General features: G+C 56.3%; 14 protein-coding genes. 10 read left to right on the top strand and 4 right to left on the bottom strand.

The window, feature by feature from the left end; genetic code table 11:
* Window positions 1–56 precede the first annotated feature (56 nt).
* The gene (gene yfcE, locus ACLEXF_RS09000) at window positions 57–608 is read left to right on the top strand and encodes a phosphodiesterase (protein WP_048325233.1); all 552 of its coding nucleotides are present in this window, start codon (window positions 57–59) and stop codon (window positions 606–608) included.
* Window positions 609–665: 57 nt separating this feature from the next.
* Entirely contained in the window at window positions 666–1,217 is a 552-nt protein-coding gene (gene yfcD, locus ACLEXF_RS08995; protein ID WP_002913197.1) for an NUDIX hydrolase YfcD, read from the top strand.
* 89 nt (window positions 1,218–1,306) lie between these two features.
* Here yfcD and pta read toward each other — a convergent pair whose 3' ends face one another.
* Entirely contained in the window at window positions 1,307–3,454 is a 2,148-nt protein-coding gene (pta, locus tag ACLEXF_RS08990) for a phosphate acetyltransferase (protein WP_004201759.1), read from the bottom strand.
* 190 nt (window positions 3,455–3,644) lie between these two features.
* Window positions 3,645–4,847, bottom strand: coding sequence for an acetate kinase (ackA, locus tag ACLEXF_RS08985; RefSeq protein ID WP_004201756.1), 1,203 nt, complete (start codon window positions 4,845–4,847; stop codon window positions 3,645–3,647).
* A gap of 338 nt (window positions 4,848–5,185) precedes the next feature.
* Here ackA and yfbV point away from each other — a divergent pair, with 338 nt between their 5' ends.
* From yfbV to ACLEXF_RS08965, 4 genes are all read left to right on the top strand, one after another.
* Window positions 5,186–5,641, top strand: a complete 456-nt coding sequence (gene yfbV / locus ACLEXF_RS08980) for a terminus macrodomain insulation protein YfbV (protein ID WP_002913194.1) — start codon at window positions 5,186–5,188, stop codon at window positions 5,639–5,641.
* An 87-nt stretch (window positions 5,642–5,728) separates the two neighbouring features.
* Window positions 5,729–6,223 carry a YfbU family protein gene (locus ACLEXF_RS08975; protein WP_004201754.1) on the top strand — a complete coding sequence of 165 codons (495 nt, stop codon included), beginning with the start codon at window positions 5,729–5,731 and terminating at the stop codon, window positions 6,221–6,223.
* Window positions 6,224–6,234: 11 nt separating this feature from the next.
* Window positions 6,235–6,894: a sugar phosphatase gene (locus ACLEXF_RS08970; RefSeq protein WP_004201751.1), complete on the top strand. Its 660-nt coding sequence runs from the start codon at window positions 6,235–6,237 to the stop codon at window positions 6,892–6,894.
* A 76-nt stretch (window positions 6,895–6,970) separates the two neighbouring features.
* Window positions 6,971–8,803 (top strand): SLC13 family permease, encoded by a 1,833-nt coding sequence (locus ACLEXF_RS08965; protein WP_023318785.1) that lies wholly within the window; start codon window positions 6,971–6,973, stop codon window positions 8,801–8,803.
* Window positions 8,804–8,848: 45 nt separating this feature from the next.
* Here the strand turns inward: ACLEXF_RS08965 and yfbR are convergent, their stop codons facing one another.
* Entirely contained in the window at window positions 8,849–9,448 is a 600-nt protein-coding gene (gene yfbR, locus ACLEXF_RS08960; protein ID WP_004201749.1) for a 5'-deoxynucleotidase, read from the bottom strand.
* Between the two features lie 81 nt (window positions 9,449–9,529).
* Window positions 9,530–10,747: an alanine transaminase AlaA gene (gene alaA, locus ACLEXF_RS08955; protein WP_004201748.1), complete on the bottom strand. Its 1,218-nt coding sequence runs from the start codon at window positions 10,745–10,747 to the stop codon at window positions 9,530–9,532.
* 875 nt (window positions 10,748–11,622) lie between these two features.
* Between alaA and ACLEXF_RS08950 the strand changes: the two genes are divergently transcribed.
* The 4 genes from ACLEXF_RS08950 (at window position 11,623) to nuoC (ending at window position 16,232) form a co-directional block, all read left to right on the top strand.
* Window positions 11,623–12,549: a LysR family transcriptional regulator gene (locus tag ACLEXF_RS08950; protein ID WP_004201747.1), complete on the top strand. Its 927-nt coding sequence runs from the start codon at window positions 11,623–11,625 to the stop codon at window positions 12,547–12,549.
* A 650-nt stretch (window positions 12,550–13,199) separates the two neighbouring features.
* A complete protein-coding gene (nuoA, locus tag ACLEXF_RS08945) occupies window positions 13,200–13,646 on the top strand; it encodes an NADH-quinone oxidoreductase subunit NuoA (RefSeq protein WP_002913181.1) in 447 nt (148 codons plus the stop codon).
* 15 nt (window positions 13,647–13,661) lie between these two features.
* Window positions 13,662–14,336 (top strand): NADH-quinone oxidoreductase subunit NuoB, encoded by a 675-nt coding sequence (gene nuoB, locus ACLEXF_RS08940; protein ID WP_002913178.1) that lies wholly within the window; start codon window positions 13,662–13,664, stop codon window positions 14,334–14,336.
* Window positions 14,337–14,423: 87 nt separating this feature from the next.
* Window positions 14,424–16,232, top strand: coding sequence for an NADH-quinone oxidoreductase subunit C/D (gene nuoC, locus ACLEXF_RS08935; protein ID WP_004201746.1), 1,809 nt, complete (start codon window positions 14,424–14,426; stop codon window positions 16,230–16,232).

The raw sequence follows: 16,232 nt of genomic DNA, 5'->3' as shown, positions 1-16,232 counted from the left end.
TAACCCGCCGCGCTTCCGCTATCATAGAGGCATCGTAACCAGTGGAGATGGAACCTATGAAGCTGATGTTTGCCTCCGATATTCATGGTTCGCTACCTGCGACGGAACGCGTGCTTGAGCGGTTCGCGCAAAGTAGCGCCAGGTGGCTGATCATCCTCGGCGATGTGCTTAATCACGGGCCACGCAACGCGCTGCCGGAAGGCTATGCGCCGGCGGAGGTGGCCGAGCGGCTGAACAGCGTGGCGGAGCGCATCATTGCGGTTCGCGGTAACTGCGACAGCGAAGTGGATCAAATGCTGCTTCGTTTTCCCATGACCGCGCCCTGGCAGCAGGTGCTTGGCGAAGGCTACCGCCTGTTTCTGACCCACGGTCATCTTTATAGCCCGGACAATTTGCCACCACTTGCCGCTGGCGATGTCCTGGCGTATGGCCATACTCATATTCCGGTTGCTGAAAAACGCGGGGCGTTCTCTCTGTTTAATCCAGGCTCAGTGAGTATCCCAAAAGGGGGATATTCCGCCAGCTATGGGCTACTGGATGAGGGGCGTCTGCAGGTTTTAGCACTCAATGATAATCAGGTTATTGCAGAGGTCGCAATTTACCCGTAATTTAGCCCTCAATCATAAAGACGCGCCGCAAGAGCGCTTTTAAAGTAAGGTTTCCTGATGGCGGAACAGAATCATTTGGCAAGCACAGAATGGGTCGATATTGTTAATGAAAACAATGAGGTGATAGCACAGTCCAGCCGCGAGCAGATGCGCGCGCAGTGCCTGCGCCACCGGGCGACCTATATCGTCGTTCACGACGGAATGGGGAAAATTCTGGTGCAGCGACGCACCGAGACAAAAGACTTTCATCCGGGCATGCTGGATGCCACCGCCGGCGGCGTCGTGCAGGCTGATGAGCAGTTGCTGGAGTCGGCCCGTCGCGAGGCGGAAGAGGAGTTAGGCATCGCCGGGGTGCCGTTTGCCGATCACGGCCAGTTCTACTACGAAGATAAATTCTGCCGCGTCTGGGGAAGCCTGTTCAGCTGCGTCTCCCATGGGCCGTTTGCCCTGCAGGAAGAGGAGGTGAGCGAGGTGTGCTGGTTAACGCCGGAAGAGATCACCGCCCGCTGCGATGAGTTCACGCCCGACTCGCTGAAAGCGCTGGCGCTGTGGATGACCCGTAACGCCGGCAACGAGTATGATGACGCGGAAGAGAGCGAGCGCGAATAAACGCGCTAACGCGTGGCAGCAACTGCTGTTCGCCTCCTGACAAAAAAAGGCAGCCATCTGGCTGCCTTTTGCTTTCTCTCAGCGGGCGATTACTTCTGCTGCTGAGCTGACTGGATCGCGGTCAGTGCGATAGTGTAGACGATATCGTCAACCAGCGCGCCACGAGACAGATCGTTGACCGGCTTGCGCATACCCTGCAGCATCGGCCCGATGGAGATCAGGTCGGCAGAGCGCTGTACCGCTTTGTAAGTGGTGTTACCGGTGTTCAGATCCGGGAAGATGAACACGGTCGCGCGGCCAGCTACCGGCGAGTTCGGCGCTTTGGATTTCGCGACGTCAGCCATCACCGCGGCGTCATACTGCAGCGGGCCGTCGATCATCAGGTCAGGACGTTTTTCCTGCGCCAGACGGGTCGCTTCGCGGACTTTTTCTACATCGCTACCCGCGCCGGAAGTACCGGTGGAGTAGGAGAGCATCGCCACGCGCGGTTCGATGCCGAAGGCAATCGCGGAGTCAGCGGACTGAATCGCGATTTCCGCCAGCTGCTCTGCGGTCGGATCCGGGTTGATCGCGCAGTCGCCGTAAACATAAACTTGTTCCGGCAGCAGCATGAAGAACACGGAAGAGACCAGCGAGCTGCCCGGTGCGGTTTTGATCAGCTGCAGCGGCGGACGAATGGTGTTGGCGGTGGTGTGTACCGCGCCGGACACCAGGCCATCGACTTCGTCCTGTTCCAGCATCAGGGTGCCGAGAACCACGTTATCTTCCAGCTGCTCGCGGGCGACGGCTTCGGTCATGCCCTTGTTCTTACGCAGTTCGACCAGGCGAGCCACGTAGCTTTCGCGCACCACTTCCGGGTCGACGATTTCGATACCGGCGCCCAGCTCAACGCCCTGCGCTGCTGCAACGCGGTTAATCTCATCCGGGTTGCCCAGCAGCACACAGGTGGCGATCCCGCGTTCGGCGCAGATGGCTGCGGCTTTCACGGTACGCGGCTCGTCGCCTTCCGGCAGAACGACGCGTTTGCCGGCTTTGCGCGCCAGCTCGGTCAGCTGGTAGCGGAAGGCTGGCGGAGAGAGACGACGGCTGCGCTCGGAGGTCGCGGTCAGCGATTCGATCCAGTCGGCGTTGATGTAGTTGGCAACGTATTCCTGAACTTTCTCAATGCGCTCGTGATCGTCAACCGGTACTTCGAGGTTGAAGCTCTGCAGGCTCAGGGAGGTCTGCCAGGTGTTGGTGTTGACCATAAACACCGGCAGGCCGGTGGCGAAGGCGCGTTCGCACAGCTTGCTGATGCGCGCGTCCATTTCATAGCCGCCGGTCAGCAGGATGGCGCCGATTTCCACGCCGTTCATCGCTGCCAGGCAGGCGGCAACCAGCACGTCAGGACGATCTGCGGAAGTAACCAGCAGCGAACCTGCGCGGAAGTGCTCCAGCATGTGCGGGATGCTGCGCGCGCAGAAGGTCACGGATTTCACGCGGCGGGTGTTGATATCGCCTTCGTTGATGATGGTCGCATTCAGGTGATGGGCCATGTCGATCGCGCGGGTGGCGATCAGATCGAAGCTCCACGGTACGGCGCCCAGCACCGGCAGCGCGCTGCCTTTTTGCAGCTGAGCCGGGTCGATCTTCACGACTTTCGCTTTGGATGAGTCGTCGAAAATTTCCGACAGATCAGGACGGGTACGGCCCTGCTCGTCGACCGGCGCGTTCAGTTTGTTGATGATAACGCCGGTGATGCTGGTGTTTTTCGCGCCGCCAAAGCTGTTGCGGGTCAGTTCAATACGCTCGTTCAGCTGTTCTGGCGTATCGGTACCTTGCGACATGACGAAGACGATTTCCGCGTTCAGGGTTTTGGCGATTTCAAAGTTCAGCGCCTGGGCGAACTGATGCTTACGGGTCGGCACCAGGCCTTCCACCAGCACCACTTCCGCGTCCTGGGTGTTCGCGTGATAGTTGGCGATGATCTCTTCCATCAGCACATCTTTCTGATTGCTGGAGAGCAGAGATTCAACGTGGTTCATCTTCAGCGGTTCAGCAGCGGTGGTGGTGGAGGAGCTGGCGCGAACGATGGTGGTGGTCTGGTCCGGGGCATCGCCGCCGGAGCGCGGCTGGGCGATAGGTTTAAAGACGCTCAGACGAACGCCTTTGCGTTCCATAGCGCGGATCACACCGAGGCTGACGCTGGTCAGACCTACGCTGGTACCGGTAGGAATTAACATGATAGTACGGGACACGGTATATCCTCTTTCGTTACCGCCAGTATCAGGCGGGATACAAAACAGCACCACCAGCGACCCGTCATACTCCACGTTGCACGTGCGTTGGCTCTACTTGCTCACCCCGGTCGCGTATGCGCCGGGGATCTGCTGTGTCGCCGCCTTCCTGCAGCGCGAAGTATTGCGGGTCAGGGCTGGCGGTGTGGAATTATGCGGTCAGACGGCTGGCGTCTTGCGCGATGACCAGCTCTTCGTTGGTCGGGATAACCACGGCAGGACGGGTGCCTTCTTTGTTGATGAAGCCAGACTTGCCGAAGCGGGCAGCCAGGTTACGCTCATGGTCAACTTCGAAGCCCAGTACGCCCAGTTTGCCCAGCGACAGCTCACGCACCATCGCGGCGTTTTCACCAATGCCACCGGTGAAGACCACGGCGTCGAGACGGCCGTCCATCAGCGCGGTGTAGGAGCCGATGTATTTCGCCAGGCGGTGGCAGTAGACGTCCATCGCGCGTTTAGCGTCGGCTTTTTCCTGGTAGTTGTCTTCCACGTAGCGGCAGTCGCTGGTGACTTCGGTCAGGCCCAGCAGGCCGGACTCTTTGGTCAGCATTTTGTTGATGGCGTCAACGCTCATGCCCAGGGTGTCGTGCAGATGGAAGATGATTGCCGGATCGATATCGCCGGAGCGGGTACCCATCACCAGGCCTTCCAGCGGGGTCAGACCCATGGAGGTGTCAACGCATTTGCCGTTACGAATAGCGGAAACCGAACCACCGTTGCCAAGGTGGCAGGTGATGATGTTCAGCTCTTCAACCGGCTTGTTCAGGATCTTAGCGGCTTCCTGAGTCACGTAGAAGTGGCTGGTGCCGTGTGCGCCGTAACGACGAACGCCGTGCTCTTTGTACAGGCTGTACGGCAGGGCGTAGAGATAGGATTCTTCCGGCATGGTCTGGTGGAACGCCGTATCGAATACTGCCACGTTTTTGTCTTTCAGGTGCGGGAAGGATTTCAGCGCTTCAGCGATGCCGATCAGATGTGCCGGGTTGTGCAGCGGTGCGAAGGACGCCGCGTCTTTAATGCCCTGAATCACGGACTCGTCGATGACGACGGAGCTGGTGTATTTTTCACCGCCGTGGACGATACGGTGGCCAATTGCGGTCAGCTGAGCAGACAGTTCTGGTTTTTGTGCCAGAATAGTGTTAACGATAAAGTTCAGTGCTTCGCTGTGCGCGGCGCCCGCGCCTAATTCGGCTTCTTGTTTGCCGCCGTCAATTTTCCATTTGATACGGGCTTCTGGCAGGTGGAAGCATTCCGCTAAACCGGACAGGTATTCGTCGCCGTTAACGGCGTCAAGGATAGCAAATTTCAGAGAGGAGCTACCGCAGTTCAGAACCAGTACTAACTTACTCGACATGGAAGTACCTTTTTATGATACGTGGCTAAAAAAACGTCAGTGTGTCATTAGCGTAGCGCAGGATGACCTCGACATTTATGATTAACATCATGCCTTGTTCTGTTTTCAGGCACGATGAGATAAGTACATTTGATTTTATGCCATTTTGCATAATTTTCAGCCAATGGCAGAATATGCGATAATTTGACTAGCCTGGCAAAAGAGTCTATCCGCCCTTTCAGGCGGGCACAGGATACCTGATTGCGGCATCCTTTGCCAAAATCTTTTGAACGATGTCATGCATAGTTGGTGTTTTGCACGAATTTTTTAAGTTTTATATGTAAAGTTGAGGTAAAGCCATGTCGACCCCTGAGAAACGCCCCGTTAGCTTCTTTAGCTTGTTCAACCGCGGGCAGCACTACGCGAAGACCTGGCCTCTCGACAAGCGCCTCGCGCCGGTATTTATTGAAAACCGCATCATTCGTGCCACCCGCTACGCCATCCGCATCATGCCGCCGATCGCCATTTTCACCCTCTGCTGGCAGATAGCGCTGGGCGGCCAGCTGGGGCCCGCCGTGGCCACCGCGCTGTTTGCACTGAGCCTGCCGATGCAGGGGTTATGGTGGTTGGGTAAACGTTCAGTGACGCCGCTGCCGCCTTCCATTCTTAACTGGTTCTACGAAGTACGCGGCAAACTGCAGGAGGCGGGGCAGGCGCTGGCGCCTGTCGAAGGCAAGCCCGATTATCAGGCGTTGGCTGACACGCTTAAGCGCGCCTTCAAACAACTCGATAAAACTTTCCTTGATGATTTGTAATTCACTACGGAAAACGCATATAAAAGAAGGCGCATGATTTATGCGCCTTCTTTATTTCACGCCCTACCGTGCTACAGGAGTCACAACATGGAAATGACCAATGCGCAGCGTCTGATTTTATCCAATCAGTACAAGATGATGACGATGCTCGACCCGGACAATGCGGAGCGCTACCGTCGTCTGCAAACCATCATTGAGCGTGGGTATGGGCTGCAGATGCGTGAACTGGACCGCGAGTTCGGCCAGCTGACGGAAGAAACCTGCCGTACCGTAATCGACATCATGGAGATGTACCACGCGCTACACGTCTCCTGGACCAACCTGAAAGATGCGGCGGGTATCGACGAGCGTCGGGTCACCTTCCTCGGATTTGATGCCGCCACCGAAGCGCGTTTTCTCGGCTACGTGCGCTTTATGGTCAACGTTGAAGGCCGTTACAGCCACTTTGACGCCGGCACCCATGGCTTTAACTCGCAGACCCCGATGTGGGAGAAATATCAGCGGATGCTGAGCGTCTGGCACGCCTGCCCACGCCAGTATCATCTGAGCAGTAACGAAATTAACCAAATCATCAATGCCTGAGGGAGGTGCCCGTGCAGTGTAAAGGTTTCCTGTTCGATTTAGACGGGACGCTGGTAGATTCCTTGCCGGTGGTGGAGCGTTCATGGTGCAAGTGGGGAGATCGTTTCGCCATTGACCATGATGAAATTCTCAGTTTTATTCACGGCAAGCAGGCCATTACCTCCATTCGCCATTTTATGCCGGGTCGCAGCGAGGAGGATATCCAGGCCGAATTCCGTTATCTCGAGCAGATGGAAGCCACTGATATCGAAGGCATCGTCGCTCTACCGGGGGCGTTAGCCCTGCTGAATACGCTCAATGAGGCCGGGATCCCGTGGGCGATTGTCACCTCCGGCTCGATTCCGGTTGCCCATGCGCGTCACCGCGCGGCGGGCCTGCCGATGCCGGAGGTGTTTGTCACCGCTGAGCAGGTGAAGCATGGCAAGCCGGCGCCGGACGCCTATCTGCTGGGCGCCGAGCGGCTGGGTCTGCCTGCCGGGGAGTGCGCGGTGGTGGAAGATGCGCCGGCGGGGCTCCTCTCCGGACTGGCGGCCGGCTGTCGCACTATCGCGGTCAACGTGCCCGCCGATGCCCCCCGTCGGGATGAAGCTGACCTCGTGCTGAGCAGCCTGGAAGATCTGGTGGTTGAACGCCAGACTGACGGCGTGGTAAATGTGCGTCTTAAAGCGTAAACCCATGATTTCGCCCCGCGTCGTCGGGGCTTTTTTATGCCACTATGTCGACTCCCACTTGTGACAAGGAAACGTTGTGAACGGTGAATTGATTTGGGTTTTATCCCTCCTGGCCATCGCGGTTGTGCTGTTTGCTACCGGTAAGGTGCGCATGGATGCTATCGCCCTGATGGTCATTGTCGCCTTTGTCCTCAGCGGCACGCTGACGCTGACCGAAGCTTTTTCCGGGTTCAGCGATCCTAACGTGATCCTGATTGCCGCCCTGTTTATTATCGGCGACGGCCTGGTGCGTACCGGGGTGGCCACCAAGATGGGCGCCTGGCTGGTGAGCGTGGCAGGCAACAGCGAAACCAAAATGCTGATCTACCTGATGCTCACCGTCGCCGGGTTGGGCGCGTTTATGAGCTCCACCGGCGTGGTCGCCATTTTCATTCCGGTGGTCCTCAGCGTCTCGGCGCGGATGAATACCTCACCCTCGCGGCTGATGATGCCGCTGAGCTTCGCCGGGCTTATCAGCGGGATGATGACCCTGGTGGCGACGCCGCCCAATCTGGTGGTCAACAGTGAACTGCTGCGCGAAGGACTGCACGGCTTCAGTTTTTTCAGCGTCACGCCGATTGGCCTGGTGGTGCTGATCCTGGGCATCGTCTATATGCTGGCGGTGCGCTTTATGCTGAAGACGGATAATGGCGATTCCGCGCGCGATGGGCGAAAAAGAAGTACCTTTCGCGATTTGATCCGCGAATATCACCTCACCGGCCGCGCTCGCCGGCTGGCGATCCGACCCGGTTCGCCGATGATCGGTCAGCGGCTGGATGATTTAAAGCTGCGTGAGCGCTACTGTGCCAACGTCATCGGCGTTGAGCGCTGGCGGCGGTTCCGTCGGGTGATTGTTAACGTCAATGGGGTCTCGGAATTTCGCGCCCGCGACGTCCTGCTGATCGATATGTCTGCCTCCGATGTCGACTTGCGCCAGTTCTGCGGCGAGCAAATGCTCGAGCCGATGGTGCTGCGCGGGGAGTATTTTGCCGATCAGGCGCTGGATGTGGGGATGGCGGAGGTGGCGCTGATCCCGGATTCAGAGATGATGGGCAAAACGGTGCGTGAGATAGCCTTCCGCACCCGGTTTGGTCTCAATATCGTCGGCATGAAGCGCGATGGCAAGGCGATGGATGGTTCCGTGGTCGATGAGCCGCTGCAGCTCGGCGATATTCTGCTGGTGGTCGGCAACTGGCGGCAAATTGCCCTGCTGGCGAAGCGCGGCCGGGATTTCGTGGTGCTCAATATGCCGGTTGAGGTTGATGACGCTTCGCCGGCCCACAGCCAGGCTCCGCACGCGATTTTCTGTCTGGTGCTGATGGTGGCCCTGATGCTGACGGATGAAATCCCCAACCCCATCGCCGCGATCATCGCCTGTCTGCTGATGGGCAAATTCCGCTGTATCAACGCCGAAAGCGCCTACAAGGCGATCCACTGGCCGAGCATCATTCTGATTGTCGGGATGATGCCGTTCGCCCTGGCGTTGCAGAAAACCGGTGGGGTGGATCTGGTGGTTAAGGGACTAATGGACGTCGCCGGAGGCGAGGGGCCTTATCTGATGCTCGGCTGCCTGTTTGTGATGTGCGCGGCGATAGGCCTGTTTATCTCTAACACGGCCACCGCGGTGCTGATGGCGCCTATTGCCCTGGCGGCGGCGAAGTCGATGGGTGTGTCGCCTTATCCCTTTGCCATGGTGGTGGCGATGGCGGCTTCGGCGGCGTTTATGACCCCGGTCTCTTCGCCGGTTAATACTCTGGTGCTTGGCCCGGGTAAGTACTCATTTAGCGATTTTGTCAAAATCGGCGTGCCCTTTACCGTGCTGGTGATGGTGGTCTGCGTTCTGCTGATCCCGGTGCTCTTCCCGTTTTAAGATATGCAGGCCGGGTAGGGGGCGACCGCTGCCCGGCCTGAAAAATTACAGCGGCGAATCCTGGCTGATTTCATCCAGCGACAGCTGGAAGCTCGGGACAAACACCTGCATAAAGTAATCCATCTCCGCGCTGCGCCGCGACGCCAGCGTTTTTTCCAGACGGCCTTTGGCCAGCAGAAATTCGTTGTTGCCCGCCGACAGCTCTTCGAGGCATTTCAGGTAGGCGCAGAGGGCGTCAGCCTGTTTGACGATCGACTGCTCTTCCTCACTGTAATGATGCTCGTCAATCAGCGGTTCGAAAATATCGCGCAGCTCGTCAGGCACCATATCCACCAGCTTCTGCTGGGCGATTTTCTCAATCGCCTTATATTCCTGAGCAATCTGTGAATTAAAATATTTCACCGGGGTAGGGAGATCACCGGTTAAAACCTCGGAGGCGTCGTGGTACATCGCCAGCAGGGCGATACGCTCTGGGTTGACCTGGCCGCCAAATTTGCGGTTTTTAATCGCCGCCAGCGCGTGGGCGACCATCGCCACCTGCAGGCTGTGCTCGGAGACATTTTCGGTGCGCACGTTGCGCATCAGCGGCCAGCGGTTAATCAGTTTCAGACGGGAGAGGTGGGCAAAGAAATGACTCTGACTCATAGGGACCCTTAATCAGTGACAACATCGGGTTCCATTGTGCGCAGGGATCGCCGCCGGATGCAAACGCCGGCGGCAGCACGACTAAAGCTGATGGTAGCCGGAGAGAAAGCGGCCAAAGCGGGAGATCGCCATCTCCAGGTCGTCTTCGCGAGGCAGGGTCACAATACGCACGTGATCCGGCCACGGCCAGTTAAAGGCAGTACCCTGCACCAGCAGCACTTTCTCCTGCAGCAGGAAATCGAGCACCATTTTCTGGTCGTCGTGAATATTGAAGCGTTTGGCGTCAATTTTCGGGAACATGTACAGCGCGCCTTTTGGCTTCATGCAGGAGACGCCCGGAATATCGTTGATCAGCTCCCAGGCGCGGTTGCGTTGTTCATACAGACGCCCGCCGGGAATGATGAATTCGCTGATACTCTGGTAGCCGCCCAGCGCGGTCTGGATAGCATGCTGGGCCGGCACGTTGGCGCACAGACGCATCGAGGCCAGCATTTCCAGTCCTTCGATATAGCCTTTCGCGTGTTTTTTCGGGCCATTCAGCACCATCCAGCCCTGACGGAAGCCGGCGACGCGGTAAGTTTTCGACAGTCCGTTGAAGGTCACCGTCAGCAGATCCGGCGCCAGAGCGGCAATCGAGTGATGCTGGGCTTCGTCGTAGAGGATCTTGTCGTAGATCTCATCGGCGAAAATAATCAGGTTGTGCTGGCGGGCGATCTCCACGATCTCCTGCAGCAGCTCTTTGGAGTAGACCGCGCCGGTGGGGTTGTTGGGGTTGATGATCACGATCCCGCGGGTGCGAGGCGTGATTTTGGCGCGGATATCGTCAAGATCCGGAAACCAGTCAGAGGATTCGTCACACAGATAGTGCACCGCTTTACCACTGGAAAGAGACACCGCCGCCGTCCACAGCGGGTAGTCCGGAGCGGGAACCAGCATCTCATCGCCACTGTTTAACAGCGCCTGCATCGCCTGCACAATCAGCTCGGACACGCCGTTGCCGATGTAAATATCTTCCACGGTGACATCGCGCATTCCCCGCGCCTGGTAATGCTGCATGATAGCTTTACGCGCCGAGTACAATCCTTTCGAATCGCAGTATCCCTGGGCGGTAGGCAGATTGCGGATGACGTCGACGAGGATCTCGTCAGGGGCCTCGAAGCCGAAGGGTGCCGGGTTGCCGATGTTCAGTTTCAGAACCTTATTGCCTTCTTCTTCAAGACGTTTCGCTTCTTTCAGAACCGGTCCGCGGATGTCATAACAGACGTTCTCTAACTTGCTGGATTTTTCGATGGGGGACATGAATCTTGACCTTTTAGCTGTTATCGCCACTCCCTGCCGTGGAAGTCAGCACGGAACAATGTACTCCGCCTCCCCGCTGTTTTGAAGGCTTTGCAGGAGAAGATTTTGCTAATGCAGGATTTTAAGCGTAATTGATTTATCTGTTGGTTGCTGGTTTTTCCTATTGTTTATGCCTTTTCATGGCATTTTTTCGGTCGTCTATGTTGATGTAGTGCCTTTTTTACCATCATTTATCTGGTTTGTTGGTTAGGTAAACGGGGCGCTGGAGAATGGGGGGCGGCTAGAAAACGCTATTCTTAATCTCATAGCGGTTGATTTGTAATTTTGATGTTAAATAATTTTAATAAAAAACTGCGCGTAAGCGCATTATTATTATTTTTGACAGGTAATAATCTGAGGTTTGTTAATTTATATAAAATGTTGAAAAAAATTTAAAATTATCTCAGTTAATCCTTATTAAGGCTTATAAAAAGGATGGGAATCGGTTAGAATATCGCCGTTAATATCAGTGGTAGTCGGCATGAATTATGGCTGAATTGATATTTAATATATTGTTATTACAGGATTTTATTGTTCGTCGTTCGCCAAAAAGAAGTCCGGCGAAAGAGAGGCTTTCTCACCACTACTGCGCGATTTTCCGGGGCGACGTAAGACGCCTGGCTGGCCGTGGTAATAAATAATAATGAGAAATACGAACAATATATTACTCCGGTGTTCTGCGCATTTGCTCAGACGAGTACTTTGGCATGTAATAACGTTCGTCCAGTTGTTTATCCGCCATCAGACGGTGAGCACGAGGCTCAGGGAATAGCCGGAAACCTGGCGTAAAGCATCAACAAGGCAGGTCAGCGTTAGCCACCTGTAAGTGAAGAAAGATGATTAATACAACACGTCCGATACTCAACCTCGATCTCGATCTGCTGCGCACCTTTGTAGCAGTCGCTGATTTGAACACCTTCGCCGCCGCCGCCGCCGCAGTGTGTCGTACCCAGTCCGCGGTCAGCCAGCAAATGCAACGCCTGGAGCAACTGGTTGGCAAGGAGCTTTTCGCTCGTCACGGACGCAATAAACTGCTGACCGAGCAGGGCATCCAGCTGCTGGGCTATGCCCGCAAAATCCTGCGCTTTAACGATGAAGCCTGCATGTCGCTGATGTATGGCAGCCTGCAGGGGGGACTGACCATCGGCGCGTCGGAAGAAACCGCTGATACTATCCTGCCGTTTCTGTTAAACCGCATCGGCTGCTTCTATCCCAGAATGACGCTGGAGATTAAAGTCCATCCCCATGCCGTCATCATGGCGATGCTGAGCGCGGGAGAGGTCGATCTGGCATTAACCACCCATCAGCTTCCCGGTTTTACCGCTTTCACGCTGAGAACGTCGCCTACCCTCTGGTACTGTGCAGCGGACTACGTGCTGGCGAAAGGGGAATCGATCCCCCTCATCTTGCTCGAAGAGCCTGGCCCGTTCCGTGAGGACATCATCGCCGCGCTGGAGGCTGCCCGCGTCTCCTGGCATTTGGCTCACGGCGCCTCGTCGCTCTCCGGGGTGAAAGCGGCGGTGAAAGCCGGGCTGGGGGTCACCGCGCGTCCGGTCGAAATGATGAGCCCGGATTTGCGCGTGGCCGGCATCAGCGATGGCCTGCCGGTCCTGCCGGATACCCGGTACGTCGTTAGCTGCAATCCGCAGACGGTGGGCGAACTACCGCAGGCGATTTTTCAATCACTGAGCCAGGAGAGCGATCCCTGGCGCGCCGGGCCGGCACTTACTCCGGAAGAGGGAGGAAGCACCTTCATTTTGTGAGGTTATTTTGCTAACAAAGATCACAAAAACTGGTAACAGAATGTAAGTGCCCAAAAAGAGCCTCAAGGGTGGGTTTCCCGTCTGGTGGCTCTTTTTTTTGCACTATTATTGATGTTTTGAATCTTTTTTTTATTTCTTTGCAAGAAAATCAGCATATTGGCGTGACCTGGCGCTCACCTTGCCGACTTTTCCCAGCACTTTCAACACTTCCTGCTAATGTTAAAAAACCGGATGGATTGTTGCCGATTTCCTGGGGTAATTAACAAAACCGTGTCGCAGATCAAGAAAATACCCCTCTTTGGGGGGAGGAATCGAGGCTAAATCCTGTCAAAATAGCAGGGATTTTTGATTTACGACGGAAACGGACACGATTCAACAACACTAAAACCGAACAGTATGCAAGGTTATTTCGCATAAAAGGGCATTTAATGTTAATGAAAAGATTCCAATGTAAATTAATGTTATGAAAACTTTTGTTAAAGTTGACAAAAGGTTAAAGAAAGGGGTAAAAAGCCACGGCATCTGGGCTTCTCACATCTTCCAGGGACGCTTTTTTGCACGGTTATTTTTTATTCCTCCCGTGAAACGCTGTGGCGTTCATCTGCCAGTAAGAGCAGAGGGTTTTGGCGCTACACTTTTTTGGTTAAGCAATGCGTATGTCAACATCCACTGAAGTCATCGCTCATCACTGGGCATTCGCTATATTTCTCATCATCGCTATCGGCCTGTGCTGCCTGATGCTCGTCGGCGGCTGGTACCTTGGCGGTCGCGCGCGCGCGCGTAGCAAAAACACGCCGTTTGAATCGGGGATCGACTCCGTTGGTTCGGCCCGCTTACGTCTTTCTGCGAAGTTTTATCTGGTTGCCATGTTCTTCGTTATCTTCGACGTGGAAGCCCTGTATCTCTACGCATGGTCGACCTCCATCCGCGAGAGCGGTTGGGTCGGCTTTGTGGAAGCCGCAATTTTCATTTTAGTGCTACTGGCTGGTCTGGTTTATCTCGTTCGCATCGGCGCACTGGACTGGACGCCCGCGCGTTCCCGTCGCACGCTGGTTAACCCGGAAACAGACAGTCCCACTAACCGTCATATGCAGTAAAAGCGAGGCAATAAGATGGATTATACGCTCACCCGCATAGATCCTAACGGTGAGAACGACCGTTACCCCCTGCAGAAACAGGAGATCGTTACCGACCCCCTGGAGCAGGAAGTCAACAAAAGCGTGTATATGGGGAAACTCGAACACGCGCTGCATGACATGGTGAACTGGGGCCGTAAGAACTCAATTTGGCCGTATAACTTCGGCCTTTCTTGCTGTTATGTGGAAATGGTGACGTCATTCACTGCGGTGCATGACGTTGCGCGCTTTGGGGCCGAAGTTCTGCGCGCCTCTCCGCGTCAGGCGGACCTGATGGTGGTCGCCGGAACCTGCTTCACCAAAATGGCGCCGGTGATTCAGCGTCTCTATGATCAGATGCTGGAGCCGAAGTGGGTGATTTCCATGGGCGCCTGCGCGAACTCCGGCGGCATGTACGACATCTATTCCGTCGTCCAGGGCGTGGATAAATTCATCCCGGTCGATGTGTACATCCCGGGCTGCCCGCCGCGTCCGGAGGCCTATATGCAGGCGCTGATGCTGCTGCAGGAGTCCATTGGTAAAGAACGTCGTCCGCTCTCATGGGTGGTTGGCGATCAGGGCGTCTATCGCGCCAATATGCAGTCGGAACGCGAGCGTAAACGCGGCGAACGTATTGCAGTGACCAATCTGCGGACGCCGGACGAGATTTAATTTGCGCCTGCGGGCGGGAGAAACACTTCGCAAATCAATCTACAACAGCGCGAAGTCTCGCCCGGCAGTCACCACGGACCTTTTGCAATGGTGAACAATATGACCGATTTAACCGCGCATGACGCCGCACCAGCCTGGCAAACCCGCGATCACCTTGATGACCCGGTGATCGGCGAACTGCGCAACCGCTTTGGGCCGGATGCCTTTACCGTTCAGCCAACCCGCACCGGCGTACCGGTGGTATGGGTCAAGCGCGAGCAGCTGCTTGAGGTGGGTGATTTCCTGAAGAAATTGCCGAAGCCTTACGTGATGCTGTTTGACCTGCACGGTATGGACGAACGTCTGCGCACGCACCGCGATGGCCTGCCCGCCGCGGATTTTTCCGTTTTCTATCACCTGATTTCCATCGACCGCAACCGCGACATCATGCTCAAGGTGGCGCTGTCTGAAAACGATCTGCATCTGCCAACCTTCACCAAACTGTTCCCCAACGCCAACTGGTATGAACGTGAAACCTGGGAAATGTTTGGTATTACCTTCGATGGCCACCCAAATCTGCGTCGCATCATGATGCCGCCGACCTGGGAAGGCCACCCGCTGCGTAAAGACTACCCGGCGCGCGCCACCGAATTCGATCCGTTTGAGCTGACCAAAGCCAAACAGGATCTGGAGATGGAAGCGCTGACTTTCAAACCGGAAGAGTGGGGCATGAAACGCGGCACCGACAACGAGGACTTCATGTTCCTCAACCTCGGTCCGAACCACCCGTCCGCGCACGGTGCCTTCCGCATTATTCTGCAGCTGGATGGCGAAGAGATCGTCGACTGCGTGCCGGATATCGGTTACCACCACCGCGGCGCCGAGAAGATGGGCGAGCGCCAGTCCTGGCACAGCTACATCCCGTACACCGACCGTATCGAATACCTTGGCGGCTGCGTCAACGAGATGCCGTACGTGCTGGCCGTAGAAAAACTGGCCGGGATCACCGTGCCGGATCGCGTCAACGTGATCCGCGTGATGCTCTCCGAACTGTTCCGCATCAACAGCCACCTGCTGTATATCTCAACCTTTATTCAGGACGTCGGCGCGATGACGCCGGTCTTCTTCGCCTTTACCGATCGGCAGAAAATCTACGATCTGGTGGAAGCGATCACCGGTTTCCGTATGCACCCGGCGTGGTTCCGCATCGGCGGCGTCGCGCACGATCTGCCGCGCGGCTGGGATCGTCTGCTGCGTGAGTTCCTCGAGTGGATGCCGAAGCGTCTGGACTCCTATGAAAAAGCCGCCCTGCGCAACACCATTCTGAAGGGCCGTTCCGTCGGCGTGGCAGCCTATACCGCCAAAGAGGCGCTGGAGTGGGGCACCACCGGCGCAGGCCTGCGCGCCACAGGTATCGGCTTCGACGTGCGTAAATGGCGTCCTTATTCTGGCTACGAAAATTTCGACTTCGAAGTCCCGACCGGCGGTGGCGTTTCTGACTGCTACACCCGCGTGATGCTGAAAGTCGAAGAGCTGCGCCAGAGCCTGCGCATTCTTCAGCAGTGCCTCGACAATATGCCGGAAGGGCCGTTCAAAGCGGATCACCCGCTGACCACGCCGCCGCCGAAAGAGCGCACGCTGCAGCATATCGAAACCCTGATCACCCACTTCCTGCAGGTATCGTGGGGCCCGGTCATGCCGGCCAACGAATCCTTCCAGATGATTGAGGCGACCAAGGGGATTAACAGTTACTACCTGACCAGCGACGGCAGCACCATGAGCTACCGTACCCGCGTCCGCACGCCGAGCTTTGCGCACCTGCAGCAGATCCCGTCGGCGATCCGCGGCAGCCTGGTATCCGACCTGATCGTCTATCTGGGTAGTATCGATTTTGTTATGTCAGACGTGGACCGCTAA

The sequence above is a fragment of the Klebsiella pneumoniae complex sp. WS1778 genome (assembly GCF_049472055.1).
GTDB classification, from domain to species: domain Bacteria; phylum Pseudomonadota; class Gammaproteobacteria; order Enterobacterales; family Enterobacteriaceae; genus Klebsiella; species Klebsiella quasipneumoniae.
Note: the sequence above shows the minus strand (reverse complement) of the source record. Positions and strands in the feature narration are given on the sequence as shown.